The 25,753-nt window shown below is 59.6% G+C and carries 26 protein-coding genes; 13 read left to right on the forward strand and 13 right to left on the reverse strand.

Annotated features, from left to right (window positions below; translation table 11 throughout):
• Together hemH and QZ522_RS07950 are read right to left on the reverse strand one after the other, a co-directional pair.
• A partial coding sequence (gene hemH / locus QZ522_RS07945; protein WP_294609454.1) for a ferrochelatase occupies nucleotides 1-994 on the reverse strand: 994 nt, incomplete at its 3' end.
• A 60-nt stretch (nucleotides 995-1,054) separates the two neighbouring features.
• Complete coding sequence (locus QZ522_RS07950; protein WP_294609457.1) at nucleotides 1,055-1,870, reverse strand: methyltransferase domain-containing protein; 816 nt, start codon at nucleotides 1,868-1,870, stop codon at nucleotides 1,055-1,057.
• Between the two features lie 15 nt (nucleotides 1,871-1,885).
• On the opposite strand from QZ522_RS07950, the gene QZ522_RS07955 reads away from it, so the two are divergent.
• The 4 genes from QZ522_RS07955 to QZ522_RS07970 are packed head-to-tail and all read left to right on the forward strand — an operon-like array spanning nucleotide 1,886 to nucleotide 4,184.
• Nucleotides 1,886-2,617 (forward strand): ComF family protein, encoded by a 732-nt coding sequence (locus QZ522_RS07955; protein WP_294609459.1) that lies wholly within the window; start codon nucleotides 1,886-1,888, stop codon nucleotides 2,615-2,617.
• A gap of 33 nt (nucleotides 2,618-2,650) precedes the next feature.
• Nucleotides 2,651-2,908, forward strand: a complete 258-nt coding sequence (gene grxC, locus QZ522_RS07960; protein ID WP_294609462.1) for a glutaredoxin 3 — start codon at nucleotides 2,651-2,653, stop codon at nucleotides 2,906-2,908.
• Between the two features lie 5 nt (nucleotides 2,909-2,913).
• Nucleotides 2,914-3,747 (forward strand): carbon-nitrogen hydrolase family protein, encoded by an 834-nt coding sequence (locus tag QZ522_RS07965; protein WP_294609464.1) that lies wholly within the window; start codon nucleotides 2,914-2,916, stop codon nucleotides 3,745-3,747.
• A complete protein-coding gene (locus QZ522_RS07970) occupies nucleotides 3,744-4,184 on the forward strand; it encodes a MarR family transcriptional regulator (RefSeq protein ID WP_294609467.1) in 441 nt (146 codons plus the stop codon). Before QZ522_RS07965 ends, QZ522_RS07970 begins: the two co-directional genes overlap by 4 nt.
• A gap of 1 nt (nucleotide 4,185) precedes the next feature.
• Here the strand turns inward: QZ522_RS07970 and ubiG are convergent, their stop codons facing one another.
• On the reverse strand, nucleotides 4,186-4,932 hold the full coding sequence (gene ubiG, locus QZ522_RS07975; protein ID WP_294609470.1) for a bifunctional 2-polyprenyl-6-hydroxyphenol methylase/3-demethylubiquinol 3-O-methyltransferase UbiG: 747 nt from the start codon (nucleotides 4,930-4,932) through the stop codon (nucleotides 4,186-4,188).
• Nucleotides 4,933-4,980: 48 nt separating this feature from the next.
• Here ubiG and pip point away from each other — a divergent pair, with 48 nt between their 5' ends.
• Complete coding sequence (gene pip / locus QZ522_RS07980; RefSeq protein ID WP_294609473.1) at nucleotides 4,981-5,955, forward strand: prolyl aminopeptidase; 975 nt, start codon at nucleotides 4,981-4,983, stop codon at nucleotides 5,953-5,955.
• Nucleotides 5,956-6,010: 55 nt separating this feature from the next.
• The gene (gene zapE / locus QZ522_RS07985) at nucleotides 6,011-7,066 is read left to right on the forward strand and encodes a cell division protein ZapE (protein WP_294609475.1); all 1,056 of its coding nucleotides are present in this window, start codon (nucleotides 6,011-6,013) and stop codon (nucleotides 7,064-7,066) included.
• Nucleotides 7,067-7,086: 20 nt separating this feature from the next.
• On the opposite strand, the gene QZ522_RS07990 is transcribed toward zapE, so the two are convergent.
• Nucleotides 7,087-8,016 (reverse strand): ABC transporter ATP-binding protein, encoded by a 930-nt coding sequence (locus QZ522_RS07990; protein ID WP_294609478.1) that lies wholly within the window; start codon nucleotides 8,014-8,016, stop codon nucleotides 7,087-7,089.
• 74 nt (nucleotides 8,017-8,090) lie between these two features.
• Here QZ522_RS07990 and QZ522_RS07995 point away from each other — a divergent pair, with 74 nt between their 5' ends.
• Both QZ522_RS07995 and polA read left to right on the forward strand, forming a co-directional pair.
• Nucleotides 8,091-8,270, forward strand: a complete 180-nt coding sequence (locus tag QZ522_RS07995; protein ID WP_294609481.1) for a zinc-finger domain-containing protein — start codon at nucleotides 8,091-8,093, stop codon at nucleotides 8,268-8,270.
• Nucleotides 8,271-8,355: 85 nt separating this feature from the next.
• Nucleotides 8,356-11,166, forward strand: coding sequence for a DNA polymerase I (polA, locus tag QZ522_RS08000; RefSeq protein ID WP_294609484.1), 2,811 nt, complete (start codon nucleotides 8,356-8,358; stop codon nucleotides 11,164-11,166).
• A 21-nt stretch (nucleotides 11,167-11,187) separates the two neighbouring features.
• Here the strand turns inward: polA and QZ522_RS08005 are convergent, their stop codons facing one another.
• The 3 genes from QZ522_RS08005 to QZ522_RS08015 all read right to left on the reverse strand — a co-directional run bounded on the left by QZ522_RS08005 (nucleotide 11,188) and on the right by QZ522_RS08015 (nucleotide 15,197).
• Entirely contained in the window at nucleotides 11,188-11,634 is a 447-nt protein-coding gene (locus tag QZ522_RS08005; RefSeq protein WP_294609487.1) for a YtoQ family protein, read from the reverse strand.
• A 21-nt stretch (nucleotides 11,635-11,655) separates the two neighbouring features.
• Nucleotides 11,656-14,055: a phenylalanine--tRNA ligase subunit beta gene (pheT, locus tag QZ522_RS08010; RefSeq protein WP_294609490.1), complete on the reverse strand. Its 2,400-nt coding sequence runs from the start codon at nucleotides 14,053-14,055 to the stop codon at nucleotides 11,656-11,658.
• A 125-nt stretch (nucleotides 14,056-14,180) separates the two neighbouring features.
• Nucleotides 14,181-15,197: a D-cysteine desulfhydrase gene (locus QZ522_RS08015; RefSeq protein WP_294609493.1), complete on the reverse strand. Its 1,017-nt coding sequence runs from the start codon at nucleotides 15,195-15,197 to the stop codon at nucleotides 14,181-14,183.
• Nucleotides 15,198-15,305: 108 nt separating this feature from the next.
• On the opposite strand from QZ522_RS08015, the gene QZ522_RS08020 reads away from it, so the two are divergent.
• Nucleotides 15,306-16,184: a LysR family transcriptional regulator gene (locus tag QZ522_RS08020; RefSeq protein WP_294609496.1), complete on the forward strand. Its 879-nt coding sequence runs from the start codon at nucleotides 15,306-15,308 to the stop codon at nucleotides 16,182-16,184.
• Here the strand turns inward: QZ522_RS08020 and QZ522_RS08025 are convergent.
• A complete protein-coding gene (locus tag QZ522_RS08025) occupies nucleotides 16,177-17,436 on the reverse strand; it encodes a urate hydroxylase PuuD (RefSeq protein WP_294609499.1) in 1,260 nt (419 codons plus the stop codon). The genes QZ522_RS08020 and QZ522_RS08025 overlap by 8 nt on opposite strands.
• A gap of 108 nt (nucleotides 17,437-17,544) precedes the next feature.
• On the opposite strand from QZ522_RS08025, the gene QZ522_RS08030 reads away from it, so the two are divergent.
• On the forward strand, nucleotides 17,545-18,456 hold the full coding sequence (locus QZ522_RS08030) for a LysR family transcriptional regulator (protein ID WP_294609502.1): 912 nt from the start codon (nucleotides 17,545-17,547) through the stop codon (nucleotides 18,454-18,456).
• 1 nt (nucleotide 18,457) lies between these two features.
• Here QZ522_RS08030 and uraH read toward each other — a convergent pair whose 3' ends face one another.
• Nucleotides 18,458-18,811: a hydroxyisourate hydrolase gene (gene uraH, locus QZ522_RS08035; protein WP_294609506.1), complete on the reverse strand. Its 354-nt coding sequence runs from the start codon at nucleotides 18,809-18,811 to the stop codon at nucleotides 18,458-18,460.
• Nucleotides 18,812-18,964: 153 nt separating this feature from the next.
• Here uraH and puuE point away from each other — a divergent pair, with 153 nt between their 5' ends.
• Nucleotides 18,965-20,383 (forward strand): allantoinase PuuE, encoded by a 1,419-nt coding sequence (gene puuE / locus QZ522_RS08040; RefSeq protein WP_294609509.1) that lies wholly within the window; start codon nucleotides 18,965-18,967, stop codon nucleotides 20,381-20,383.
• Entirely contained in the window at nucleotides 20,380-20,871 is a 492-nt protein-coding gene (locus QZ522_RS08045; RefSeq protein ID WP_294609513.1) for an ureidoglycolate lyase, read from the forward strand. The genes puuE and QZ522_RS08045 overlap by 4 nt, the downstream gene beginning before the upstream one ends.
• 78 nt (nucleotides 20,872-20,949) lie before the next feature.
• Here the strand turns inward: QZ522_RS08045 and QZ522_RS08050 are convergent, their stop codons facing one another.
• Nucleotides 20,950-21,783, reverse strand: coding sequence for a bifunctional allantoicase/(S)-ureidoglycine aminohydrolase (locus tag QZ522_RS08050; protein ID WP_294609516.1), 834 nt, complete (start codon nucleotides 21,781-21,783; stop codon nucleotides 20,950-20,952).
• 271 nt (nucleotides 21,784-22,054) lie between these two features.
• Here QZ522_RS08050 and pncB point away from each other — a divergent pair, with 271 nt between their 5' ends.
• Complete coding sequence (gene pncB / locus QZ522_RS08055; RefSeq protein WP_294609519.1) at nucleotides 22,055-23,347, forward strand: nicotinate phosphoribosyltransferase; 1,293 nt, start codon at nucleotides 22,055-22,057, stop codon at nucleotides 23,345-23,347.
• Between the two features lie 61 nt (nucleotides 23,348-23,408).
• Here pncB and QZ522_RS08060 read toward each other — a convergent pair whose 3' ends face one another.
• The 3 genes from QZ522_RS08060 to QZ522_RS08070 form a co-directional block, all read right to left on the reverse strand.
• The gene (locus QZ522_RS08060) at nucleotides 23,409-24,272 is read right to left on the reverse strand and encodes a branched-chain amino acid aminotransferase (protein ID WP_294609522.1); all 864 of its coding nucleotides are present in this window, start codon (nucleotides 24,270-24,272) and stop codon (nucleotides 23,409-23,411) included.
• 54 nt (nucleotides 24,273-24,326) lie between these two features.
• Nucleotides 24,327-24,818, reverse strand: coding sequence for a VOC family protein (locus QZ522_RS08065; protein ID WP_294609525.1), 492 nt, complete (start codon nucleotides 24,816-24,818; stop codon nucleotides 24,327-24,329).
• Between the two features lie 102 nt (nucleotides 24,819-24,920).
• Nucleotides 24,921-25,751: a D-amino-acid transaminase gene (locus tag QZ522_RS08070; RefSeq protein ID WP_294609528.1), complete on the reverse strand. Its 831-nt coding sequence runs from the start codon at nucleotides 25,749-25,751 to the stop codon at nucleotides 24,921-24,923.
• Nucleotides 25,752-25,753 lie beyond the last annotated feature (2 nt).

The following is a 25,753-nucleotide window of genomic DNA, read 5'->3' on the forward strand; positions in this document are numbered from 1 at the left end:
TCAGGCAGGGAATGTAGAGAAAATCCTTGCCGCCAGCCTCTTCGAAGCTTTCTTTGATTTCCTCGTTGATTTCTTCCAAAGTCTCGATGCAATCGGCAGAGAACGCAGGGGCGACAACTGCAATGTTGGTTTGGCCTTCCTCTTTGGCAAGGCGAGCAACCTCTTCAACCGTATATGGGCGAAGCCAATCTTCTGGTCCAAATTGGGATTGGAAAGTTGTGCACAAGTCCGTGTCTTTCCATCCCAGCCGCTCTTTCAGAAGGCGCGTGGTTTTCTGACATTGGCAATGATAGGGGTCGCCCTGCATCAGATAGCGCTTTGGCATCCCGTGATAGGACACCACAAGGATATCAGGACGCTTTTCGATCTTCGCATAGGCGGTTTCGACCGATTCGGCCAAGGCCTCGATATAAAGCGGGTTTTCGAAATAGGGCTCGACCACGCGCGCGGTCGGCTGCCATGTTTCGTCCATCAGCGCGCGAAAGAACTGATCGTTGGCGGTGGCAGAGGTGGCGCCGGCGTAATGCGGGTAAAGCGGAAAGAACAGGATGCGGGTACACCCGGCCTCGACCATGGCGCGGACCTTGGATTTGGTCGAGGGATTGCCGTAGCGCATACAGAAATCCACCATCACCTGATCGCCAAAGCGTGCCTCAAGCGCGCAGGCCATCTTTTTGGTCTGATCACGGGTGATGGTCATCAGCGGGCTTTCGCCCTTTTCCTCGTTCCAGATGGATTTATAGGCGTGACCGCTGGAGAAGGGGCGCTTGGTCAGGATGATAAGTTGCAACAGCGGTTGCCATTTCCAGGCCGGATAGTCGATGACGCGGCGATCCGAGAGAAATTCGTTCAGGTAACGGCGCATCGACCAATAGTCATAATTGTCCGGCGTGCCCAGATTGGCCAGAAGAACGCCCGTCTTCGCGCGTCGAATGGCGGGATGATCGCCGGGGGCATGAGGCGGATGAACGGCAGGGCTGCTTGCATCAGGCATGGTCTGGGTCAATCCTTACTGTCTCGGGTTACGGTTGACATAAAGGTTGTGCCCGCAAGGTCAATCTTTCAGCGGTGTTTCTTTGGATCTCAGCACATCGGCAAGCCGCGCACTGGCCGATCCGGGGCGCAGGGGCTTTGGCTGGCTTTCATCCGGCGACCAGCCGGTGAGAAAGATCATCTCGAAAGTGGCCGGAATACGCCCGTCGGCATCGCCGAATTCCCGGATATAGATATCAGCGGCGCGCTTGAACAGCGCAGGCCGTGTCGCGCGCCTTGGGCGGTTTGTCATGGCGTTGCTCTCGCCCATCGCGCGCAGTTCACGCATGAGGTGAAAGGGCGAGGCATAGCTTGTCCTGAGCGGCAGGGTATCGGCCACAGGCAGGGCAAAGCCCGCGCGTTGCAAAAGCGCCCCCAGATCGCGGATTTCACCCATCGGAAGGATGCGCGGTGACAGCCCGCCAAGCAGGTCCGATTCCGCCTGCGCCAGCGCGATCCGCAATTCGTGCAGAGTTTCACCGCCAAACAACACCGTCAGCATAAGGCCATCGGGCCGTAACGCCCGCCGCGCCTGAATAAGCTGGCCCACCGGGTCATTCGCCCAATGCAGGCAAAGCGCGTGGATCACCAGATCATGCGATTGCGGCTCAAGCGCCAGGGTGTCGTCATCGGGGGTGCAAAGCGCATCCGGAAAGCGATTTTGCCAGAATTCGGGAAAACCGCTCACCACGGCGGGCGCGGTAAAGGATTTCTTAACCAGGCTCAGACGATCTTCGATCTCATCAGCAGCGGTTTCATGAAGAAACAGCTCAGGCGCGCGCAAAGCGCGTTGGCGATTGCGGTTCAGGGCGGAGCGGTCTGTGAGGGTCTGAATCATGACGGGGACAATAGGGTGAGCAGGAAGGCATTTCAAACGGCACTTCAGGTGGTCTACCCGGCGCGCTGCACCCTGTGCGGCTGTCACGTGGAAAGCGATTTTGGACTTTGCGGCCCGTGTTGGCGTGACACGCCGTTTATTGCCGGTCTGGTCTGCGACACCTGCGGCGTGCCCCTGCCGGGCGAAAGCGGGGGGCATGCAGAGCATTGCGATGACTGCCTGAGCGTGGCGCGGCCCTGGTCACGGGGGCGCTCTGCGCTTGTTTACCATGAAAACGGGCGCAAGCTTGTGCTGGCGCTGAAACATGGCGATCGCCACGATGTGGTGCGTCCTGCCGCCCTCTGGATGGCGCGCGCCGCAAAGCCGATTTTGACCGGCAACACGCTTATTGCGCCGGTACCGCTGCATTGGCTTCGGATGCTCCGGCGGCGGTTCAATCAATCGGCGCTTCTGGCGCAGGCAGTGGCGCGCGAAACCGCCTTACCGGCCTGTGTTGACCTGTTGACCCGCATCAAACATACCCGCCCCCTCAAGGGCATGGGCGCCGAGGCACGTTATGCCATGCTTGGCGATGCGATTCGCATCAACCCCAGGCGACGCGCCAATCTGATCGGGCGCACCGTGCTTTTGGTGGATGACGTGATGACCTCTGGGGCCACGCTTTCCGTGGCGGCGCAGGCGTGTTTTTCGGCCGGCGCACAAGATGTGCGAATACTAACACTGGCGCGCACGGCCAAGGATGCCTAAGTTCCTGCCAAACAGGAATACGGGAATGCCAAGATGCAACCAGTTGAAATCTACTCGTCGCCCCTTTGTGGGTTTTGTCATGCGGCCAAGCGGTTGCTCAAACAAAAGGGCGTGAACTTTTCAGAGATTAATGTGTTGGCCCAGCCGGCGCGCAAATCCGAGATGCTCCAGCGCGCCAATGGAAGCCGCACCGTGCCGCAGATTTTTGTCGGCGACACCCACGTTGGCGGATGTGACGAACTTTATGCGCTCGACAGGGCCGGTAAGCTTGACGCGCTTCTGGGCAGGTGACAGCGATGCGTGCGGGGCTTGTTCAACTCAACAGTAGCGATGATCCGGCAGCAAACCTGCCGGTGACGCTCGGCTTGATTGACGATGCCGTCGCTCAGGGCGCGGAATTTGTTCTTACCCCCGAGGTGACAAACTGTGTCTCGGGAAGCCGCAGCCATCAGCGCGCTGTTTTGCACCCCGAGGACAGCGATCCCACGTTGCAGGCTCTGCGCGACAGGGCCGCAGAACGCGGTATCTGGCTTTTGATCGGCTCTCTCGCGCTTAAGACAACAGATCCGGATGGGCGCTTTGCCAATCGGTCCTTTCTGATCGGGCCGGATGGCGGCATTCGTGCACGCTATGACAAGATCCATATGTTTGATGTCGATGTGTCACCGGAAGAAACCTATCGCGAATCCGATGGTTTTCGTCCCGGTCGCCAAGCGGTGATGGCGGATATGCCGATCGGCAAACTGGGTCTCAGCATTTGCTATGACATCCGCTTTCCACAGCTTTATCGTCGTCTTGCCCAGGGCGGGGCGCGCGTTCTGACGGTGCCCGCGGCGTTTTCCTATGTCACGGGGGCCGCGCATTGGGAAAGCCTGCTGCGGGCGCGGGCGATTGAAAACGGCTGTTACGTTCTGGCGCCTGCGCAGACCGGCACTCATGCCGCTAGCACCGGGCGCACCCGTCAAACCCACGGTCACAGCCTTGTCGTTGCCCCCTGGGGCGAGGTCGTGGCCGATGGCGGCACCGACCCCGGTGTTGTCATGGCCGATCTTGACCCCGCCGAGATAGATCGCGCGCGGGCGCGTGTGCCATCCTTGCGCCATGACACAGAATTCGACGGCCCGGCATGAATGACAGCACCAGCAATTCCCTTGCGGTTGCCCTGTTCAGCGAGATTCTCACCAATGAACAGCTTATCCGAAATCGCCTGACCCGGGTGCTGCCCAAGGGCATGGAAATCTCGCATTTTTCGGTTCTGAACCACCTTGCCCGCATCGGCGAAGAACGCAGCCCGGCGCAATTGGCCAAAAGTTTTCATGTGACACGCGGCGCGATGACCAACACGCTGAACAAGCTTGAGTGGGCCGGTTATGTCCACATCCGCCCCGATTGGGACGATGCGCGCCGCAAGATGGTCGCGATAAGCCCCTCCGGGCGCCGCGCGCGCGATCTTGCCATCGCCGCGATTACGCCGATGGTGTCCGATCTGATAAGCGATCTGGGCGAAGACAAGGTGCGTGCGAGCCTTCCGGTGCTGCGCGAATTGCGCACCAAGCTTGAACCCTGATCTAGCGCGGCTTGAGGCTGGCGGTGACGTAATTCACGCTCAGGTCCCGATCCGACAACCGCCAGACCCAGGTGATCGGGTTGAACACGAACCCCTTGCGATCGACCGGATCAAGCCCCGCCTTGCGCAGCAGGTCATACAATTCATCGGGGGTGATGAATTTAGACCATTCATGCGTGCCCTTGGGCAACCAGCGCATCACATATTCGGCGCCGACAATCGCCATGGCAAAACTTTTCGGGTTGCGGTTGATGGTTGAACAAATCTGAATCCCGCCGGGTTTAAGCAACTGCTGACAGGCGGTGAGATAGGCCAGAGGGTCGGCCACATGTTCGACCACCTCCATGTTCAGTACGACATCGAACTGTTCGCCCGCCGCCGCCATATCCTCGGCGGTGGTGTTGCGGTAATCAATCGCAAGGCCGGATTGCTCGGCGTGGACCTGTGCAACGGGGATGTTGCGCGGGGCGGCATCGGCGCCGACGACATCGGCGCCCAAGCGCGCCATCGGCTCGCTCAGCAGGCCGCCGCCACAGCCGATATCGAGTATGCGCAGCCCCTTGAAGGGCGCATCCTGACCAAGATCGCGGTCATATTCTGCGGCGATCTGCGAAGTGATATAATCGAGTCGGCAGGGGTTCAGCATATGAAGAGGCTTGAACTTTCCGTTCGGATCCCACCATTCGGCGGCCATTGCCTCGAACTTGGCGACTTCACCGGGATCAATCGTGCTCTGAGCGGCTTGCATTCTGCTCTCCATATGCTCTTTTGGACCTGCTCGTTATATAGGACATTCATGGACAAATTCTCAGGCCAAAAGAGCGCAGTTCAATATCTATATCCGCCGATCGAACCATTTGACCGGCAAATGATGGATGTGGGCGACGGGCATAGCATTTATGTCGAACAATCCGGACGCCGTGACGGGGTGCCGGTTGTGGTGTTGCATGGCGGTCCGGGCGGCGGGAGCAGCCCGGCGATGCGGCGCTATTTCGACCCGGCCGTGTACCGGATCATCCTGTTTGATCAACGCGGCTGTGGGCGATCAAAGCCACATGCCTGCGTCGAGGACAACACCACCTGGCATCTGGTCGCTGATATCGAATACATCCGCCGCGCGCTTGAGATCGAGCGCTGGATCGTCTTCGGTGGAAGCTGGGGCGCGACGCTGGCGTTGATTTACGCGCAGGCCCACCCGAACCCTGTGGCGCATCTTGTGTTGCGCGGCGTGTTTACCATGACCGAGGCCGAGTTGACCTGGTTCTATGGCGGCGGGGCAGGGGCATTCTGGCCGGAAACCTGGGATCAGTTCCAATCGCTGATCCCCAAGGCCGAACAGGGCGATATGATCGGGGCCTATCACCGGCGGCTGTTTTCGGGGCTTTTGAATGAAGAGGTCCGTTATGCCAAGGCGTGGTCAGCCTGGGAAAATGCGCTTGCCACGGTGCATTCCACCGGCGTAGGCGGCGATAGCCCGGCGGATTACGCGCGCGCCTTTGCGCGGCTTGAGAACCACTATTTCTCCCACCGCGGGTTTCTGGAGTATGACGGTCAAATCCTCGACCAGATGGATAAGATCGCCCATATTCCCGGCACTATCGTGCAGGGCCGCTATGATATGATCTGCCCGCCCGGCACCGCCTATGAACTGGCGCGGGTCTGGAAAAACGCTGATCTGCGGATGATCCCGGTGGCCGGTCATGCCCTGTCAGAGCCGGGGATAAGCGCCGAATTGGTTGGCGTGATGAACCGGATGGCGAAAAAAGCCTGAAGATTGCGGGCTATTGGCGCTTTTCCCGGCGCTTTTACCGCTATATCCCGGAGGCATGGAAACGCTACCCGATCTGTACGCCCGGCTTGTCGCCGAGGGCGAACTTACCCGTGATGCCGCGCAAGAGGCGTCTTTGCCCGAATTCGAGCGGATTCGTAAGGCCCTTGCAGAGCAGCCGCGCAAAGGCTGGTTTCGCCGCGCGCCAGAGCCGCCGAAGGGGCTTTATCTCTGGGGCGGGGTCGGGCGCGGCAAATCCATGCTGATGGATTTGTTCGTGGATACGGTCGATGTGCCCAAGCGCCGGGTGCATTTTCACGCCTTCATGCAGGAAATCCATGCCGGGTTGCACGCGGCCCGTGCCCGCAACGAATCCGACGCCCTTGCCCCGGTAGCGAAAGAGGTCGTCGAATCGGTCCGGCTTTTGGCGTTTGACGAGATGCAGATCACCGATATCACCGACGCGATGATCGTCGGGCGCCTGTTCGAGGCCCTTTTTGCCGCGGGTGTCGTGGTGGTCACCACCAGCAACCGCCTTCCCGACGATCTTTATAAGAACGGGCTGAACCGTCAGCTTTTCCTGCCCTTTATCGAGATCGTCAAAGAGCGGATGGTCGTGCATGAAATGGCAAGCCCGACGGATTACCGGCAGGATCGCCTTGCCGGAAGCCCGAGTTATTTTACCCCGATCAATGCCGGGTCGCGCGCACAGGTTGAAAGCATCTGGCAGGATTTGACCGGCGGTGCGGGCGGGCCGCACAAGATCATCGTCAACAAGCGCGAGGTTGAAATCCCGGCCTTTCACAACGGTGTGGCGCGGGCCTCATTTTATGATCTTTGCGGCAAACCGCTTGGCCCGGCGGATTACCTCGCCCTGGCAGAGGCGGCGCGGGTGCTTATCCTTGAGGACATCCCGCAGCTTGGGCGCAGCAATTTCAACGAGGCCAAACGCTTTGTCACCCTGATTGACGCGCTTTACGAGGCGCGGGTGCGTCTTGTCTGTTCTGCAACGGCAGAGCCGGAATATCTTTACCTGGAGGGCGAAGGATCGTTCGAATTTGAACGTACCGCCAGCCGGTTGCGTGAAATGCAGTCGGATGGCTGGGGCGAGTGACGCTTGCCGTTGGCCCCGGCCTAGCGGCTTCGGGTCAGGTCAAGGAATACATCCTGAAGATCGGCCTGTTCGGTCTTTACGTCGCGAATGGAAATGCCCGCCGTGCGCACAGCGGCCAGAACCGCCTCGGCCGGGGTGGCAGACGAATGATAGGTGATCACAAGGGCCCCATCCGCGCGCAATGATACGTCAACGCCGTCACCTTCGGGCAGGGCGGTGACCGGGTTGTCGGGGTGGATGATCATGGTCTTGGCATCAAGCCGTTCCAAAAGATTGGCGGTGCTGTCGCGGGCCACCAATTCTCCGAGGTTGATGATGGCGATTTCGTCACACATCTCTTCTGCCTCTTCGAGATAATGCGTGGTCAGGATGATCGTCATGCCCTGTTGATTGAGGCGACGGATGTTTTCCCAGAGCATCTGGCGCAATTCGATATCGACGCCTGCGGTGGGTTCATCCAACACCAGAACATGCGGGGTATGCACCAGTGCCTTGCCCAGAAGAAGCCGCCGCCGCATGCCCCCCGAGAGGGTGCGGGCATAGGCATCGGCCTTGTCCTCCAGCCCGACAAGGCGCAGGATCTCGTCGCTTTTGCGTTGCTTGCGGGGCACGCCGTAGAGCCCTGCCTGTACTTCAAGCGCGCCGCGGGGCGTAAAGAAGGGATCAAGGTTGAGTTCCTGCGGCATGACCCCGATCGAGGCGCGGGACTGGCGCGGGTTCACGTCCTGATCAAAGCCCCAGATCGTAACCTGACCGCTGGTTTTCAGCACCAGCCCGGCCAGAATATTGATCAGGGTGGATTTACCGGCGCCATTGGGCCCCAAAAGCCCAAAGACAGAGCCCTGCGGAATATCAAGATCAATACCCTTCAGCGCCTGTTTTTCAGGGCTGTTGCGTCCGCCACCATAGGTTTTTGTCAGTCCTCGGATTTCAATGGCGTTTGCTGTCATGGCGCTCTTGCCCCTCGCTGGCGGATCAATCATATTTGGACCTAATTCATAGACACGCAAAAGGAAACGCCCCGATGGTAACACAGGCCCCAGAAACCAGAATCGTTGACGCCTATCGCGTGGCCTGTGATGGCGGCGACGGGGCCATGGGCCATCCGCGCGTCTGGCTTCAGATTCCGCATGACAAGGGATATGTGGAATGCCCTTATTGCGATGCAAAGCTTGTGCACAGCGACTTTGAAGGCAAGGTCTAGACCGATCAGGGCCGCATTCGGGGCAAGCCCCGGAGTTTGAGTATTTTTGGAAAGATGAAAGCCTTCTGGGCGAAAGGGGCTAGCCATGTCATTCGGAAAAGGCTGTCATCTGCATCTGATTGACGGATCGGCGTTTATCTTTCGCGCCTATCATGCGCTGCCGCCGCTGACGCGCAAATCAGACGGGCTTCCGATTGGGGCGGTTGCCGGGTTTTGCAACATGTTGCAGCGCTACGTCGAGGGCAACAACGGTCATGATGCGCCGACCCATGTGGCGGTGATCTTTGACAAGGGCAGCCATACCTTTCGCAATGATATGTATCCCGAATACAAGGCAAACCGAGAGGCGATGCCAGAAGAGCTGCGTCCGCAAATTCCGCTGACGCGTGAGGCGACGCGTGCCTTCAATATCGCCTGTGAAGAGATCGAGGGCTATGAGGCCGACGATATCATTGCCACACTGACCTGTCAGGCGCGCGATCTTGGTGGCCGGGTAACGATCATCAGCAGCGACAAGGACCTCATGCAGCTTGTCGGTGGCGGGGTCGAGATGCTGGATGCGATGAAGAACCGGCGTATCGATGTCGATGGGGTGCGCGAAAAGTTCGGCGTGGACCCGGATCGCGTGGTCGATGTACAGGCCCTGGCGGGGGATAGTGTCGATAACGTGCCGGGGGCGCCGGGGATCGGGGTGAAGATCGCGGCGCTTTTGATCAATGAATTCGGCTCGCTCGAAGAGCTTTTGGATCGTGCGGAAGAGATCAAACAGCCCAAGCGCCGCGAAACGCTGATTGAAAAGCGTGCGCAGATCGAGATGTCAAAGCGGCTGGTTCAGCTTGATTGCAATACGCCTCTTGGCTTTACGCTTGATGATCTTGAGGTACGTGACCCGGACCCTGACACCTTGCTCGACTTTCTGGCCAAGATGGAATTCCGCACCCTGTCAAAACGGATTGCCGACGCCCTGGGGACCGAGGCACCGGTAATTCCGGAACCCTCGCCGCAGGCGGGACAATCGGGCGGTGAGGCGCAAGATGCGCCGGAATGGCCTGCAATAGACCCTGAAAAATACGAATGCGTTGGCGACATGGCCGCGCTTGAGGTCTGGGTCGAGCGTATTCGGGCGCGCGGTTATGTGGCGGTGGATACCGAGACGACCTCGCTTAACGAGATGCAGGCCGATCTTGTCGGGATATCGCTTTGCGTCGATCCCGGTGAGGCCTGTTACATCCCGCTTATTCACAAGGATGGGGCGGCGGATGATCTGTTTGGGTCAGACAAGCTTGCCGAGGGACAGCTGAGTGTCGCAGAGGTGCTTGGCGCACTCAAGCCTGTGCTTGAGGACGATGCGATCCTCAAGATCGGGCAGAACATGAAATATGACGCCAAGATATTTGCCGCGCTCGATGTTCATGTGGCGCCGATTGATGACACCATGCTTATGTCCTATGCACTTTATGCCGGGCAGCACGGGCACGGGATGGATACGCTGAGCGATCGCTATCTGGCGCATAAGCCGATTCCGATCAAATCGCTGTTGGGAACGGGAAAGTCGGCGATCACCTTTGACCGCGTGCCGGTCGACGAGGCGGTGAAATATGCCGCCGAGGATGCCGATATCACACTGCGCCTTTGGCATCTGTTCAAGCCGCAATTGCATCGCGATCGGGTGACGACGGTGTACGAGGTTCTTGAACGCCCGCTGGTGCCGGTCCTGGCGCGAATGGAGCGCTATGGCATCAAGGTCGACCGCGAAACCCTTAGCCGGATGTCGAATGCCTTTGCCCAGAAAATGGCCGGGTTAGAGTCTGAAATTCACGAGTTGGCGGGACGAAGCTTTAACGTTGGATCGCCCAAACAGCTGGGTGAAATCCTGTTTGACGAAATGGGGCTTGAGGGTGGCAAGACCGGCAAAACCGGGGCCTATGCGACCGGGGCCGATGTTCTGGAAGACCTCGCGACCGAACACGAGCTGCCTGCACGGGTGCTTGATTGGCGCCAGCTTTCCAAGTTGAAATCGACCTATACCGACGCACTTCAGGATCACATCGACCCTGATACGGGACGGGTTCATACATCCTATGTGCAGACCGGGGCCAACACCGGGCGCCTGTCGTCGACCGATCCGAATCTGCAAAACATTCCGGTGCGCTCCGAAGAGGGGCGGCGTATTCGCGAGGCCTTTGTCGCAGAGCCGGGAAATCGCCTTGTCAGTCTCGATTACAGCCAGATCGAGCTTCGGATTCTGGCGCATGTCGCGGGTATTGATGCGTTGAAAGCGGCGTTTCGCGAGGGGCAGGACATTCATGCGATGACCGCCTCAGAGATGTTCAACGTGCCGATGGACGAGATGACGCCAGAGATCCGCCGTCAGGCAAAGGCGATCAACTTTGGTGTGATTTATGGCATTTCGGGCTTTGGTCTTGCGCGCAACCTGCGTATCCCAAGGTCAGAGGCGCAGGGATTCATTGACCGGTATTTTGAACGCTTTCCCGGTATCAAGACCTATATGGACGAAACCGTCGCCTTTGCCAAAGAGCATGGTTATGTTCAGACCCTGTTCGGCCGCAAAATCCACACGCCCGAGATTGCCGCCAAGGGGCCGCGCGCCGGATTTGCCAAGCGCGCGGCGATCAATGCGCCGATTCAGGGAAGTGCGGCGGATGTCATCAGGCGCGCGATGATCCGGATGCCGGATGCGATTGCCGATATCCCCTGCAAGATGCTGTTGCAGGTTCATGACGAATTGATCTTTGAGGTGGCCGAAGATGCGGTTGATCGCCTGATCACCATCGCGCGTGACGTGATGGAGGGCGCGGCGCACCCCGCCGTGCATCTTGACGTGCCGTTGGTCGTGGATGCGGGGCAGGGGGCGAACTGGGCCGAGGCGCATTAAGGCGCGCGGCCCAGAGAGCGATTAGGCCGGAAGGCTTCCGTCCAGCACATAGCGCAGGATTTCTACCACTTGCGCGGGGTCACGGGCCACGGCCAGGGCGGCGGCGTCGACCTCTTTGAGGGCGTGATCGTGATCGGGCTGTTGCAGGATGATCAGCGATTTGCCAAGCGCGGCGGCATAGCCCGCGTCAAAGGCCGCGTTCCACTGCTTGTACTTATCGCCAAACCGCACGACGACGATATCAGCGTCGGCGATCCCCTTGCGGGTGCGGATCGCGTTGACCATCGCGCCTTTGTGGTCGTGCCAGTATTTGTTATCCTCAGCCCCAAGGATCGCCACGCCGCAATCATCGCTGGCGGCGTGGTCTGTGACCGGGCTGTTGAATGTCACGTTCAGGCCCTGCGCCCCCTTGGTGATCTGTTCGCGCCAGTCGGTGTGAATTTCGCCTGACAGGTAAACGTTCAGCATGACATTTCTCCTTGTGCTCGATCAGCCGCGCAGCGTCCCGCCGGTTGCCTTGGTGACCTTTTCGATGATCTTGGCCGAAACAGTCTCGATATCGGTCTCTTTCAGCGTGCTGTCCTTTGGTTGCAGGCGCACGGTCATGGCGAGCGATTTCTTGCCCTCGCCAAGATTGCCGCCGATGAATTCATCAAAGATGCGGACACCTTCAATCAGCACCTTGTCGGCCCCGGCAGCGGCATTGATCAGGGTCTGCGCCTCGACATCGGCGTCGACCACAAAGGCAAAATCGCGTTCGACCGCCTGAAGATCGCTGATTTCAAGCGCGCCGCGCGTGGCCGCAGTCTTACGCGGAAGCGGGATTTCTGCGGGGTAGATCGTAAAGGCCACAGCGGGCCCTTTGACATCCATTTCCTGAAGGATGCGCGGGTGGAGTTCGCCAAAGACGGCCAGCATTTTCTTGGGTCCAAGGCAGATACGGCCATGACGACCGGGGTGGAACCATGTCGGCCCGTCGCGCAGCACCTGTACCTTGGCCGGGGCGCCGATCGCGGCCAGGACGGCCTCGGCGTCGGCCTTGGCATCAAAGATGTCGACAGCGCGCGCGCCGCCCTGAACATCCTTGGGACCAGTGCGACCGACCAAAAGGCCCGCCATCTGCAAATGCTGTTCACCGGGTTCGCCACCCTGAAAGGCGTGACCGACCTCGAACAGGGCAAGATCCATGATCCCGCGCGCCTGATTGCGGGCCGCGGCCTGAAGCAGGCCGGGAAGAAGGTCGGGGCGCATATGGCTCATTTCCGAGCTGATCGGATTGGCCAGCATCGTGTCATCGTCGCCACCGCCAAACAGCGTCGCGCTGGCGTGGTCGATAAAGCTATAGGTGACACATTCGTTGTACCCAAGGGCCGCGCCCATGCGCCGCGCAATTTGTTCGCGCTTCTGTAGCGGCGACAGGATCGGCTTGGGCACACCCGAATGCATCCGGGCCATCGGGCGGCCCTCAAGTTTGGTCAGGGACGCAATGCGCGCCACCTCTTCCACAAGATCCGCCTCGCCAAGGATATCGGGACGCCAGCTTGGGACATGGGCCATGTTGCCTTCAAGTTTGAAGCCAAGGCTGGTCAGGGTCTGGCGTTGCTCGGATTCGGGGATGTCCATGCCGACAAGCGACTGCACGCGCGCCGGATCAAGCCGATAGGCGCGTGACACATCGGGCACCTGCCCGGCGGTGACGCGGTTCGAAGGGGTGCCGCCGCAGAGGTCGATGATCATCTGGGTGGCCAGATCAAGCGCCTCCATGTTGAACGCCGGGTCGATCCCGCGTTCGTTGCGATAGCGCGCATCAGAGTTGATCTTGAGGGCGCGCCCTGTGCCTGCGATCTGGATATGATCCCAGACAGCGGCCTCAAGGAAAACATCGGTGGTCATCTCGGTGCATCCGGTGGCAAGACCACCCATGATCCCGCCGATTGATTCAACGCCCTGGTCATCTGAAATCACCACCTGGCCGGGGCCAAAGGTGTACTCTTTTTCATCCAGCCCGATCAGGGTTTCGCCGCCTTTGGTACGGTGAACGCGCAGGTCGCCAGTGACTTTATCGGCATCGAAGACATGCAGGGGCCGATTGCGGTCATAGGTGAAAAAGTTGGTGATATCGACCAGCCTCGAGATCGGCCGCAGACCAATCGCGCGCAACCGATCCTGAAGCCATTCCGGCGAGGGGCCGTTGACCACGCCACGGATAAGGCGGCCTGCAAACACCTCACAGCCATTGGCGGCGGCGTCGTCGTCAATCGTTACGGTGATGGGGCAGGTGAACTGACCCTCGATATGGGCCTGACCGGCGGGTTTCATCGTGCCAAGCCCGCGCGCCGCAAGATCAAGGGCGATGCCGCGCACGCCCAGAGCATCCGGGCGGTTGGGGGTGATCGCGATTTCGATCACGGGGTCAACCTTGGCCGGGTCATTGACCGCCAGCCAATCGGTGAACCGCTCGCCAACCTCGCCCGAGGGCAATTCGATGATGCCGTCGTGCTCTTCGCTCAGCTCCATCTCGCGCTCGGAACACATCATGCCATAGCTCTCGATGCCACGGATTTTGCCGACGCCGATGGTCGTATCAATGCCGGGCACGTAGACGCCGGGCTTGGCGATCACCACGGTAATCCCCTCGCGGGCATTGGGCGCGCCACAGATGATCTGGGTCTGGCCGCTATCGGTTTCGACCTGGCAAATCCGAAGCCTGTCCGCATCGGGATGCGGCTCGGCCTTGACGACCTTGCCGATGGTAAATTCGGACAACCGGCTGGCGGGGTCTGAAACGCCCTCTACCTCCAGGCCAAGGTCGGTCAGCGCCTCGGTGATTTCCTCAACCGTGGCCGTGGTGTCTAGGTGATCTTTCAGCCATGACATGGTGAATTTCATGTGCGTTCATCCGCCTGTAAATCTTGGGTCAGCACAGGCTTTACCGGATATGTCCGATATGGAAAACCCCGCATCGCTGCGGGGTTTCATAATCATGTGGTCATGTGGTCGCGGCAATGCCGGTTTCAGGCTGTCCAGCGGGCCGAGAAATCGAACGCGGAGGCATAGCCAAACAGTGCAACAGAGCCCCCGGTATGCAGGAACACGACCCGCTCGCCCTTTTTGAAATGGCCCTTGCGGATCAGGTCGATAAAGCCGGCCGCGCCCTTGGCCGAATAGACCGGATCAAGCAGGATCGCCTCAAGCTCGGCGAACATCTTGATCGCCTCGATGCCGCCCTCGGTCGGGATGCCATAGCCTTCGCCGACGTAATCGGTATTGGCGACAACATCTTCGCGGTTCACGACGCCGGGGCAGCCAAGCTTTTCCGCAGTGGCAAGGGCAAGGTTATAGACGTTCTCTTCCTGCTTGGCCCTGGGTGCGCGCACGCCGATGCCCAAAAGCGGGATATTGGCATTCATCGCCTTGAGACCGGTGATAAGGCCCGCCTGGGTGCCTGCGCTTCCGGTGGCATGAACGATGTGATCGACCTTGAGGGCGCGATCATTGAACTGGGCCAGCATTTCAAAGGCACAGTTGACATAGCCCAATGCGCCGGTCGGGTTTGAGCCACCACCGGGGATGGTATAGACGTTGCGCCCCTCGGCGCGGAACTTGTCGGCGACCGCTTCCATTTCGGCGTTCATGTACAGACCCGGACCGCGCCTTTCTGTGGTGGCGCCATGCATGTGGTCAAGCAGGACGTTGCCGTTATTGTTGTAATTGGCATTGTCAGAGCCAGTCCTGTCTTCCAGAAGCAGGTGACAGCCCATGCCAAGCTTGGCCGCGAAGGCTGCTGTCTGGCGGGCGTGGTTGGATTGGGTCGCGCCTTGAGTCATCACAAGGTCGGCGCCCTGAAGCTCGGCTTCGGCCATCAGGAATTCAAGCTTGCGGGTCTTGTTGCCGCCGGTCGACAGGCCGGTGCAATCGTCACGCTTGATCCAGATTTCCGGCCCGCCCAACTCGGCGGTCAGACGGTCCAACCGCTCAAGCGGGGTGGGCAGGTGGGCCATGAAGCGACGGGGATAGCGTGCAAGGTGCATCTGAGGTCTCCTGTAAAATGCGTTGAAAGCAGGATAAGGCGCGACAAACGGGCGGTCTAATGCTATTGCCGCCGATTAATATGCAATAAATGCAAGGTATAACCCGACATGCGGCTTGAATGGCTTGACGATATCCTCGCGGTGGCCGAAGCGGGATCACTGGCAGGAGCCGCACAATTGCGCCACGTCAGCCAATCGGCCTTTACCCGCCGTTTGCGCGCCATCGAAGAGGCTCTTGGCGTTCCTCTATTTGACAGTCGTCGCAAGCCGGTCGTCCTTTTGCCCGAGATCGAGGCGCGGGCCGGGGAAATGCGCGCCCTGGCCACGCAGTTGCGCCACCTGCGCGAAACCCTGGCCCAGACCAGCGGCGCGCGGGGTCTGACCCTGGCCTGTCAGCATGCGATCACCACCACCCATTCCCCCGCAATTGTCAGCATTCTGACCGCTCAGGGTGGGCGCCCGGTGCGGGTGCGCTCGGACAACCGGGATGAATGCCTGTTGCGGCTATTGTCCGGCGAAGTCGATCTGGCGGTGGTTTACGGCGCGCCGGAGATTGCGCCCCTGACACTGAACCGGGCGTTCGAGCGGGTATTGCTTGGGCGCGAACGGCTTATCCCGGTTGCGGTGCCGCGCCTGGCACAGGGCGATGATTTGCCGTTCATCGGCTATCCGCCGGATGTGTTTCTTGGCCAGGTGATGGCGCGGGCGATCATGCCGGGGATTCCGGCGCATCGGGTGTTGCGGCGGCGGGCGGAAACCGCGCTTACGCTGGCGGCGCGCGAATATGCCTGTCGCGGGATCGGGGTGGCATGGCTGCCCGAGGGCATGGTGCTGGAAGACCTTGAATCCGGCTGCCTGTCCCGTCTTGACCAGAGCCTGCCAAGCCAACAGATGGAGCTTTGGATGATCCGCCTGTCGGATCGCCCCGACGATAGCTGGTCGCATGACTGGGCGCGGCTTGTGGCGGCGCTGGCTCAACCTAATTGACGTCGAGAAGAGACGGCAGGTCGCGGGCAGCGTTCCTGTACCAGCGGATGATTGCCTTGCGCTCGGCCTCTTCGATAAAGGACACATTCGCCGGGGGCATGGCAACCGATACGCCCGCCTGAAGGTAAATCTGACGGGCGGCACGGGCGATGTCATTGGGGGTTTCAAGCAGGACATTCCTGGGCGCGCGCCGGATACCGTCATAAAACGGTTCGCGCGCGTGGCACATGGCGCAACGGCCGGGCACGATGCTTGTGACCTCGTCAAAGCCCTCGGCAGAGGCGAATACCTGTTGGGTTGCGGTTAGGGGCCGGGCCTCTGATTCTTCATAGGTGTCGTTGCGCAGGGGCGCCGTGCTCAGCCACATGATCGCGATGAACAGCAGGGCGGTCACGGCCCATGTCCAGGTCGGGTTTCCGGTGCCCGCATGGCGGGTGTTGAAATAGTGCCGGATGCTTACCCCCATCAGAAACACCAGCGCCGCGATCAGCCAGTTATACTCGGTCGCAAAGGTCAGCGGATAGTGATTGCTGAGCATCAGGAACACCACCGGCAAGGTCAGATAGTTGTTGTGGGTCGAGCGGAGCTTGGCGATTTTGCCATATTTAGGGTCTGGTGCGCGTCCTTCTTGCAGGTCCTTCACCACGATACGCTGATTGGGCATGATGACGAAAAAGACGTTGGCGGTCATGATCGTGGCGGTGAAGGCGCCAAGATGCAACAGTGCGGCGCGCCCGGTAAACACCTGATCATAGCCATAGGCCATGCCCACCAGCATCACGAACAACAGAAGCATCAGGACTGTCGGCTTTTCCCCAAGCCCGGATTTGCACAGGAAATCATAAACCAGCCATCCAACCGTAAGCGAGGCCGCCGAAACCAGGATCCCCTGCCAGATCGCGAGATCGGCCTTGGCGGGGTCGATCATGTAAAGCTCTGCTCCGGCCCAATAGACGATCATCAAAAGCGCCGCACCCGAAAGCCAGGTGGCATAGCTTTCCCATTTGAACCAGGTCAGGTGCTCGGGCATGTTTTCCGGGGCGACCAGGTATTTCCGGATATGATAGAAGCCGCCACCATGGACCTGCCATTCCTCGCCATGCGCGCCGGGCGGCAAATGCGGTGCCTTGCGCAGGCCAAGATCAAGCGCCACGAAATAGAATGACGACCCGATCCAGGCGATCGCGGTGATGACATGCACCCATCGCACGGCAAAGCCAAGCCAATCCCAGATGATAGCCAAATCCTGCATAACATTCTCCTCAGGTCCCTTTTGGGCGACCTTACTGCACCGCATCATTGACCTGTAATGCAGAAAAAATCCTAGCAGCTTCAATAGAAAGCTTATAATCTTTTCGGCATGGCCTATCTGAACAATATCCGCACGTTCGTGCGCGTTTTCGAGCTTGGCAACATGTCGGCGGCGGCGCGGGATCAGAGGATTTCGGCGGCGGTTGCATCGGCGCGCATTGCCCACCTCGAAGAGCACCTGAACATACGGCTGTTTCAGCGCACAACCCGGATGCTGCATCCGACCGAACAGGGCGTTCTGTTCTATCGTGGCGCCTGCAAGATTCTCGAGGCGGTGGAAGACGCCGAGGCCGAAATAAACAATGTCACAAACTCGCCGCGCGGCACGCTTTACGTGGCGGCGCCGCTTGGCATGGGCAAACGCCTGATCGCGCCGGCCGTGCCCGCGTTCAAAGAGGCCTATCCGCTTATCACCATCCGGATGCGTCTTTCAGATCGCAAACTCGACCTGGCAGCGGAAGGGCTTGATGCGGCGTTTTTCCTTGGTGTCCCCGAGGATTCGACGTTGCGTATCCGCAAGATTTCGGATTGCCCGCGGATCCTGTGCGCCTCGCCTGATTATATCGCGCGTAAGGGTATGCCCCTCGACAGCGCGAGCCTGCGGGGGGACAAGCATGACTGCCTGAACCTGCGTTTTCCCGGCGCGCCGGAATTTCAATGGCCGCTTCAGACCGCTGACGGGGTCAAGCGCTTTGCGGTGTCGGGCCCGTTTGAAACCGATGACGGCGATGTTCTGACCAACTGGGCGCTGGACGGGCACGGGATCATCCTCAAACCATTGTTCGAGGTTACCGAATACCTGCGCGACGGGCGGCTTGTTCCGGTTCTCGAAAACGAGCCACCGATTCCGATTCAGATGGCATGCCTCTACACCCATCGCCGCCGTCAGGATCCCAAGACGCGGCTATTCATAGATTTCATGGTCAACCACATTCAGGCGTCAATGCCGCAGGTCGCCTGAGTCAGCTGCCGCGATAGGTTGAATATCCGAAGGGTGATAGCAGGAGCGGCACGTGATAATGGTCCTGCTTCGACATGCCAAAGCGCAGCGGTATGATATCAAGAAAACGCGGGTCTTCGGGCGGGGTGCCGGTTGCGTCAAGATAGCCACCGACGTGAAACACAAGTTCGTAAACGCCGGTTTCAAATCGTTCGGCTGGCAAGATATGTCGGTCGGTACGCCCGTCGTCATTGGTGATCAGCGTATCAAGCAATTCGCGGGTCTCGCCGGTGATGCGGAACAACTCGACCTTCAGGCCTTTGGCGGGGCAACCGCGCGCCGTGTCCAGAACATGCGTGGTCAGATAGCCGGTCATGATCACTCCTTTGTTGCTTGCTGCCGTTTGATAACTGGCGCTGTTTGGGGGTTTTTGACAGATTAGTCTTGCAAACAACTCCTTCAAAAATTTTTAGAAGGTAATCTCTATTCGTTCAACTTAGAACATAATCGAAACCTGGAGACAGTATTGATGACACGTTATCCCCGTGACATGCGCGGCTATGGTGCGAAGTCGCCCGATCCGAAATGGCCCAATGGCGCGAAAATCGCGGTGCAGTTCGTAATCAATTACGAAGAGGGCGGCGAGAACAACATCCTGCACGGTGATGCCGCATCCGAGGCCTTCCTGTCAGAGATCGTCGGCGCCGCCGCCTGGCCGGGTCAGCGGCATTGGAACATGGAATCGATTTATGAATACGGCGCGCGCGCCGGGTTCTGGCGATTGCATCGCCTGTTTACGGAAATGAACATCCCGGCAACGGTTTATGGCGTGGCCACGGCCCTGGCACGCAGCCCCGAACAGGTTTGCGCGATGCAGGATGCCGATTGGGAAATCGCAAGTCACGGCTTGAAATGGATCGAATACAAGGATCACGCGCCCGAGGCCGAAAAGACCGACATGCAAGAGGCGATCCGCCTGCATACCGAGGTGACGGGCGAACGTCCGCGCGGCTGGTATACCGGGCGGTGTTCGGCCAATACCGTCGATCTGATCGCGGATGAGGGCGGGTTTGACTATGTTTCAGATGCCTATGCCGATGACCTGCCTTACTGGATCACATCAGGCGGCAAGGATCAGCTGATCGTGCCCTATACGCTTGATTGCAACGACATGCGCTTTGCCACGCCGCAGGGGTTCAACTCTGGCGATCAGTTTTTTGCCTATCTCAAGGACAGCTTTGACGCGCTTTACGCCGAGGGCGAGGCGGGGCAGGCCAAGATGATGTCAATCGGCCTGCATTGTCGCCTGATCGGGCGACCGGGCCGGATCATGGCGCTGCGCCGCTTTATGGAATACGCCCAATCGCACGCCGATGTGTGGTTTGCGCGCCGGATCGAGATTGCCCGTCATTGGCATGATCATCATCCGAAAGCGGATTTCCTTCGCCCCTCGGAGATGAGCAAAGAGGCGTTTGTCGCGGCGTATGGCGGGGTGTTTGAACATTCGCCCTGGATCGCCGAGCGCGCCTTTGATCTTGACCTTGGGCCGGCGCATGATTCTGCCAGAGGCCTGCATCATGCGCTTTGCCGGGTGTTTCGATCCGCGTCGCATGACGAACGGCTTGGAGTTTTGACGGCGCACCCCGATCTGGCGGGTAAACTGGCCTCCGCCGGAAAACTGACGGCACAAAGCACATCCGAGCAGGCGGGCGCCGGGCTTGATCTGCTGACCGATGCCGAGCGCGCGATGTTTCAGTCCCTGAACGCCGATTACATGGCCAAGCACGGGTTTCCCTTTATCATCGCGGTGCGCGACAACACCAAGGCGTCAATCCGGCAGGCGTTTGAGCGCCGGATCAACTACGATAGCGAGACCGAGTTTTCCGAGGCCTGCAAACAGGTCGAGCGGATCGGCGAATGGCGGCTCAAGGATATGGTGCCGGAATGACCCGCCCGCTGAGTATAACGCCGCTGACTCCCGAGGCCTTTGCACCCTACGGCGACGTCATCGAGGCGCGGGATGCGCCGACCAAAATGATCAATCAGGGCATGTGCGGCCGCCATCATGATCTTGCCGCGCTTGATTTCTCGGATGGGCGCGCCGGGATAAGCCTGTTTGACGCCAAGGCGCGACACCTGCCGTATCTTGTGGACATGGTCGAGCGTCACCCCGACGGAAGTCAGGCCTTCGTGCCGCTGAATGGCGTGCCGTTTCTGGTTATTGTGGCCGATGACGAGGGCGGCGCGCCGGCGAACCTCAAGGCCTTCGTTACCGCGCCGGGGCAATCCATCAATCTGCATCGTGGTGTCTGGCACGGGGTTTTGGCCCCGATCGGCGCGCCGGGCAAATATATCGTGGTCGATCGGATCGGCGAGGGCCCCAATCTTGAAGAACACTGGTTCGATGATCCGTTTATGATCGAAACCGTGGACTAGGATCAGGGGGCAGCGCTACTTAGAACTTCTGCAAAAGGCCCTCTGCACAACCGAGCTTCACGCTCTGTTCCTGCCCGATCAGGCCCGATTCAGCCCAAGCGGCATATGCCGGTTCACATCCTTATAAAGCAGATAGCGGAACGGCCCCGGCCCGCCGGCGTAACAGGCCTGTGGGCAAAAGGCGCGCAGCCACATGTAATCGCCTGCCTCGACCTCGACCCAATCCTGGTTAAGGCGATACACCGCCTTGCCCTCAAGCACGTATAGCCCGTGTTCCATGACGTGGGTTTCGGCAAAGGGAATGACCGCGCCGGGTTGAAAGGTGACGATGGTGACATGCATGTCATGCCGAAGATCGTTGGGATCGACAAAGCGCGAGGTCGCCCATTTGCCATCGGTTCCGGGCATCGCTGTCGGCTCTACCTTGGCCTCATTGGTGACGAATGCGTCGGGCGTATCAAGGCCCTCGACCGCGACATAGGCCTTGCGAATCCAGTGAAAACGCACTGGTGCGGTGCCCTTGTTGCGCAGGGTCCATTGCGCATTTGGCGGAAGATAGGCATAGCCGCCTTCGCCCATCTCGTGGCCCCTGCCATCAATTGTGAGTGTCATGGTGCCCTCGACCACGAACAGGACCGCTTCGACCCCGGCCTCGGTTTCGGGGCGGTCACTTCCACCGCCGGGCTGAACCTCGGCGATATATTGCGAGAACGTCTCGGCGAATCCCGATAGCGGGCGTGACAGAACCCAGAACCGTGCGTCTTCCCAGAAGGGCAAAAGGCTGGTGACGATATCGCTCATCGTGCCTTTGGGGATGACGGCATAGGCTTCTGTGAACATCGCGCGGTCGGTCAAAAGTTGAGTTTGGGGCGGCAATCCGCCCGTCGGTGCATAATAGGTTCGCTTTGTCATTCTGCCGCCTTTGAAAAATTCTCTTCTCTCCTATCAAGTCGTGACCACCCCCCAAAACAACCCCTGAAGCGATACTGATAATGCTGAAGCTTTTTCTCTGTATAATTGATAATGGGATTAGGTGCTGTGGTGGCCGGGTTGGACGGGTTCTCGCACCGGCCAGGATTTTCCGCCAGCACCCGGCTTAACTTGCCTTGAATCGACCACGTGCCTTGCGCGCCCCGGCCCCCTTTGATTTAACCGTCGCAATGTTTTTACCGGAGCCGCGCCAATGGTCGATATCGCCACCCGTGTTCACAATCACAAATGGAAGATCGACCCGATCGTGCGATCCCTGATCGACACCGATTTTTACAAGCTTCTGATGTGCCAGTCGGTGTTTCGCAACAAGGCCGATACCCAGGTCAGCTTTTCTCTGATCAATCGCTCCAAGTCTGTCCGCCTCGCGGAATTGGTTGATGAGGGCGAGCTTCGCGAACAGCTTGATCATATCCGCTCGCTGTCTCTGTCGCGGGGCGAAAGCACCTGGATGCGCGGCAATACGTTTTACGGCAAACGCCAGATGTTCACGCCGGAATTCATGGATTGGTTCGAAACCCTGCGCCTGCCGCCCTATCATCTTGAAAAGCGTGACGGGCAATACGAGCTTACCTTCGAGGGGTCCTGGCCCGAGGTGATGCTTTGGGAAATCCCGGCGCTTGCAGTCTTGATGGAACTGCGCTCGCGTGCCGTGTTGAACACCATGAAAAAGTTCGAACTTCAGGTGCTCTATGCCCGCGCGATGACCAAGCTTTGGGAAAAGGTCGAAAAGCTGCGCGATATCCCCGATCTTCGGATTGCCGATTTCGGCACCCGCCGCCGCCATTCCTTTCTCTGGCAGGACTGGTGCGTGCAGGCCATGACCGAAGGGCTTGGCGATGCCTTTGTCGGTACCTCGAACTGCCTGATTGCCAAGAATCGCGACCTTGCCGCGATCGGCACCAATGCGCATGAATTGCCCATGGTCTACGCGGCACTGGCCGAGGATGACGCCGCGTTGAAACGTGCGCCCTATGACGTGTTGAGCGACTGGCACGAAGAGCATGACGGCAACCTGCGGATCATCCTGCCAGACACCTATGGCACCGAAGGGTTCTTGCGCGATGCCCCCGATTGGCTTGCCGGGTGGACAGGCATCCGCATTGATAGCGGCGATCCCGCGACCGGCGCCGAAACGGCGATCCGCTGGTGGAAAGAGCGCGGCGAAGACCCGCGCGAAAAGATGGTGATCTTTTCCGACGGGCTTGATGTCGACAAGATCATCACTTTGCACAAACAGTTTTCGGGCCGCGTGCGCTGTTCCTTTGGCTGGGGCACCCTTTTGACCAACGATTTCCGCGGGCTGACAAGCGACGATGCGCTGGCGCCGTTCTCTCTTGTGTGCAAGGCGGTCTCGGCCAATGGTCGCCCGACCGTCAAACTATCCGACAACCCGCGCAAGGCAATGGGCCCCGCCGACGAAATCGCCCGCTACAAGCGTGTGTTCGGTGTCGGTGAGCAAGAGGCCCTGGATGTGGTGGTTTAGCGGCGTCGCGGGAATAGCAAACCTATCCCGCTGTCCGTAGGGTGGGTGAAACCCACACGCCTCATCGCGTCGTTTGTGCCCAATCCCAATACATCTGCCGTACCTTCTCGGTCATCGGTCCGGGCTTGTATTGCGTGTCCTCAAAGGTCGAAACCGGCGTGACCTTCATCAGGTTGCCGGACAGGAACACCTCATCCGCGGCATGGAAATCGTCGAATGTCATGACCGTTTCATGCAGGGCGATCCCCGCCGCGCGCAGGTTTTCGATGTGGCGCGCCCGTGTGATCCCGGCCAGGAACGTGCCATTGGGGATCGGCGTGAACACCTCGCCATCCTTGACGGCAAAAACATTGGCAGTGGCAGTTTCGGCGACATTGCCAAGGGCGTCGGCCACAAGCGCATTGCCAAAGCCGCGATCCCGCGCCTCTTTCAGCATCCGCGCGTTGTTGGGATAAAGGCAACCCGCCTTGGCATTGACCACCGCATCCTCAAGCACGGGGCGGCGAAACCGGGTGCGGCAGAGCGTGGTGGAAAACCCCTGCGGCACCATCGGTATTTCCTCAAGGCTGATGGCAAACCCGGTCGAGCCCTCTTTGGGGACGATCCCAAGATCGCCACCATCCAGCGCCCAATACATCGGCCGGATATAGATCGCCGCCGAAGCCGGATAGGCCGCAAGCCCCTCGTGGATAATCGCCTGCATCTGGTCGGGGTCAACCGTCGGCGTGATCATCAGGGCCCGCGCCGAGGCATTGACCCGAGCGCAATGCTTGTCGAGGTCGGGCGCAAGCCCATCAACGAACCGCGCCCCGTCAAACACCGTTGTCCCAAGCCAGGCGCCATGATCCGCCGCGCGAATAACCGCCAGATCGCCGTCATGCCAGCGCCCGTCATAATAGGTTCGAATATTGGTGCCGGTGGCCATCTGCGATCTCTCCTTTTGGGTTGGCCGCAGATTAGGCCGGGCGTGCGCCGGCGTCTAGTGCTCTGGCGGGGCGTCGGCCAAAAGCGCCTCAAGGTCAATCGGATCGTTGACCATGGCAAGGTTGCCTTGCGCATCGCGCGGCCATTCGGCCTCGGGGCGGTCGCGGTATAGCTCTACACCGTTGCCGTCCGGATCAGAGACATAGATCGCCTCGCTGACCCCATGATCGGCCGCGCCCTCGATCGTGATACCGGCCTTGAGAACCCGGCGCAGGGCATCGCCAAGCTGTGCGCGGTCCGGGTAAAGAAACGCGGTGTGATATAACCCGGTATGCCCCCTGGGCGCGGGCGTGCCGCCAAGGCTTTCCCATGTGTTGAGGCCAAGGTGATGGTGATAGCCACCCGCCGACAGGAATGCCGCGCGGGTGCCGAATTTCTGCTGAAGCTGGAAGCCAAGAACGCCCTGGTAAAAGGCTATCGCGCGGTCGAGGTCCGCCACCTTGAGGTGGACATGGCCAATACTGGTCTTGGGGTGAACGGGTGTCATGGTCAGGGGCCTTTCGTTAACTGCCCCCAACCTACAACATTGCGCGCTGAACGCTCAATTCCCGTTCTTCGCCCACGTTCTGTGCGAAAATATGAAGAAAGCTTAGACCGCCGCCTTCAGGCTTTCCTCAAGATAGATCTCGCGCAGGCGCGCGACATTGCGCCCCGGTGTGCCATCGCCAACCGACGCGCCGTCGATTTCGACAACCGGCATCACAAAGGCGCTGGCCGAGGTGACAAAGGCCTCGTCGGCTGTCTTTGCCTCGTCGATGGTAAAGTTGCGTTCCTCGACCTCCATCTGCGCCTCGCGGGCAAAGCGCAAAACGGCGGCGCGGGTGATGCCATGCAGGATGTCACTCGACAGGGCGCGGGTGATGATCTTGTTGCCCTTGACGATATAGGCGTTGTTGCTGGTGCCTTCGGTGACAAAGCCGTCCTCGACCATCCAGGCATCATCGCAACCGGCTTTCTTGGCCATCATCTTGCCCATCGACGGATAAAGCAGCTGTACCGTCTTGATGTCGCGCCGACCCCAGCGGATATCCTCGATCGACACGATCCGAAGCCCGGTTTTCGCAACAGGGCTATCGGCCAGGCCGGGCTTGGATTGCGTGAACAGCACAAGCGTCGGTTCGGTGGTTTCGGGATCGGGAAAAACAAAGTCGCGGTCGCCATCGCTGCCGCGGGTGACCTGAAGATAGATCAGACCGTCTTCGATCTCATTGACGCGCACCAGTTCGCGGTGAATGTCCAGAAGGTCGTCAAAAGCGGCGGGCTTTTTCATGTCCAGCTCGCTGAGCGAGCGTTCAAGCCGGGCAAGGTGGCCGCCAAAATCAATCAACTTGCCGCCAAGCACGCTGGTTACCTCGTAAACCCCGTCGGCCATAAGAAAGCCGCGATCAAAGACCGAAACACGTGCCTCGGTCTCAGGCAGGT

Origin of the sequence: uncultured Roseovarius sp. (assembly GCF_913054395.1) — a bacterium.
Classification (GTDB): domain Bacteria; phylum Pseudomonadota; class Alphaproteobacteria; order Rhodobacterales; family Rhodobacteraceae; genus Roseovarius.

Bases quoted from the DNA above. Each gene is read 5' to 3' on its own strand.
- uraH (WP_294609506.1), bottom strand. From the start codon at position 18,811: ATGACCGGCTATCTGACCACGCATGTTCTGGACACGGCGCGCGGTTGC.
- QZ522_RS08020 (WP_294609496.1), top strand. From the start codon at position 15,306: ATGCGGCTTGAATGGCTTGACGATATCCTCGCGGTGGCCGAAGCGGGA.
- pncB (WP_294609519.1), top strand. From the start codon at position 22,055: ATGGTCGATATCGCCACCCGTGTTCACAATCACAAATGGAAGATCGAC.
- QZ522_RS07950 (WP_294609457.1), bottom strand. From the start codon at position 1,870: ATGATTCAGACCCTCACAGACCGCTCCGCCCTGAACCGCAATCGCCAA.
- pip (WP_294609473.1), top strand. From the start codon at position 4,981: ATGGACAAATTCTCAGGCCAAAAGAGCGCAGTTCAATATCTATATCCG.
- QZ522_RS08025 (WP_294609499.1), bottom strand. From the start codon at position 17,436: ATGCAGGATTTGGCTATCATCTGGGATTGGCTTGGCTTTGCCGTGCGA.
- QZ522_RS07990 (WP_294609478.1), bottom strand. From the start codon at position 8,016: ATGACAGCAAACGCCATTGAAATCCGAGGACTGACAAAAACCTATGGT.
- QZ522_RS08045 (WP_294609513.1), top strand. From the start codon at position 20,380: ATGACCCGCCCGCTGAGTATAACGCCGCTGACTCCCGAGGCCTTTGCA.
- pheT (WP_294609490.1), bottom strand. From the start codon at position 14,055: ATGAAATTCACCATGTCATGGCTGAAAGATCACCTAGACACCACGGCC.
- QZ522_RS08015 (WP_294609493.1), bottom strand. From the start codon at position 15,197: ATGCACCTTGCACGCTATCCCCGTCGCTTCATGGCCCACCTGCCCACC.
- QZ522_RS07995 (WP_294609481.1), top strand. From the start codon at position 8,091: ATGGTAACACAGGCCCCAGAAACCAGAATCGTTGACGCCTATCGCGTG.
- grxC (WP_294609462.1), top strand. From the start codon at position 2,651: ATGCAACCAGTTGAAATCTACTCGTCGCCCCTTTGTGGGTTTTGTCAT.
- QZ522_RS08060 (WP_294609522.1), bottom strand. From the start codon at position 24,272: ATGGCCACCGGCACCAATATTCGAACCTATTATGACGGGCGCTGGCAT.
- zapE (WP_294609475.1), top strand. From the start codon at position 6,011: ATGGAAACGCTACCCGATCTGTACGCCCGGCTTGTCGCCGAGGGCGAA.
- puuE (WP_294609509.1), top strand. From the start codon at position 18,965: ATGACACGTTATCCCCGTGACATGCGCGGCTATGGTGCGAAGTCGCCC.
- polA (WP_294609484.1), top strand. From the start codon at position 8,356: ATGTCATTCGGAAAAGGCTGTCATCTGCATCTGATTGACGGATCGGCG.
- QZ522_RS08050 (WP_294609516.1), bottom strand. From the start codon at position 21,783: ATGACAAAGCGAACCTATTATGCACCGACGGGCGGATTGCCGCCCCAA.
- QZ522_RS08030 (WP_294609502.1), top strand. From the start codon at position 17,545: ATGGCCTATCTGAACAATATCCGCACGTTCGTGCGCGTTTTCGAGCTT.
- ubiG (WP_294609470.1), bottom strand. From the start codon at position 4,932: ATGCAAGCCGCTCAGAGCACGATTGATCCCGGTGAAGTCGCCAAGTTC.
- QZ522_RS08065 (WP_294609525.1), bottom strand. From the start codon at position 24,818: ATGACACCCGTTCACCCCAAGACCAGTATTGGCCATGTCCACCTCAAG.
- QZ522_RS08005 (WP_294609487.1), bottom strand. From the start codon at position 11,634: ATGCTGAACGTTTACCTGTCAGGCGAAATTCACACCGACTGGCGCGAA.
- QZ522_RS07970 (WP_294609467.1), top strand. From the start codon at position 3,744: ATGAATGACAGCACCAGCAATTCCCTTGCGGTTGCCCTGTTCAGCGAG.
- QZ522_RS07965 (WP_294609464.1), top strand. From the start codon at position 2,914: ATGCGTGCGGGGCTTGTTCAACTCAACAGTAGCGATGATCCGGCAGCA.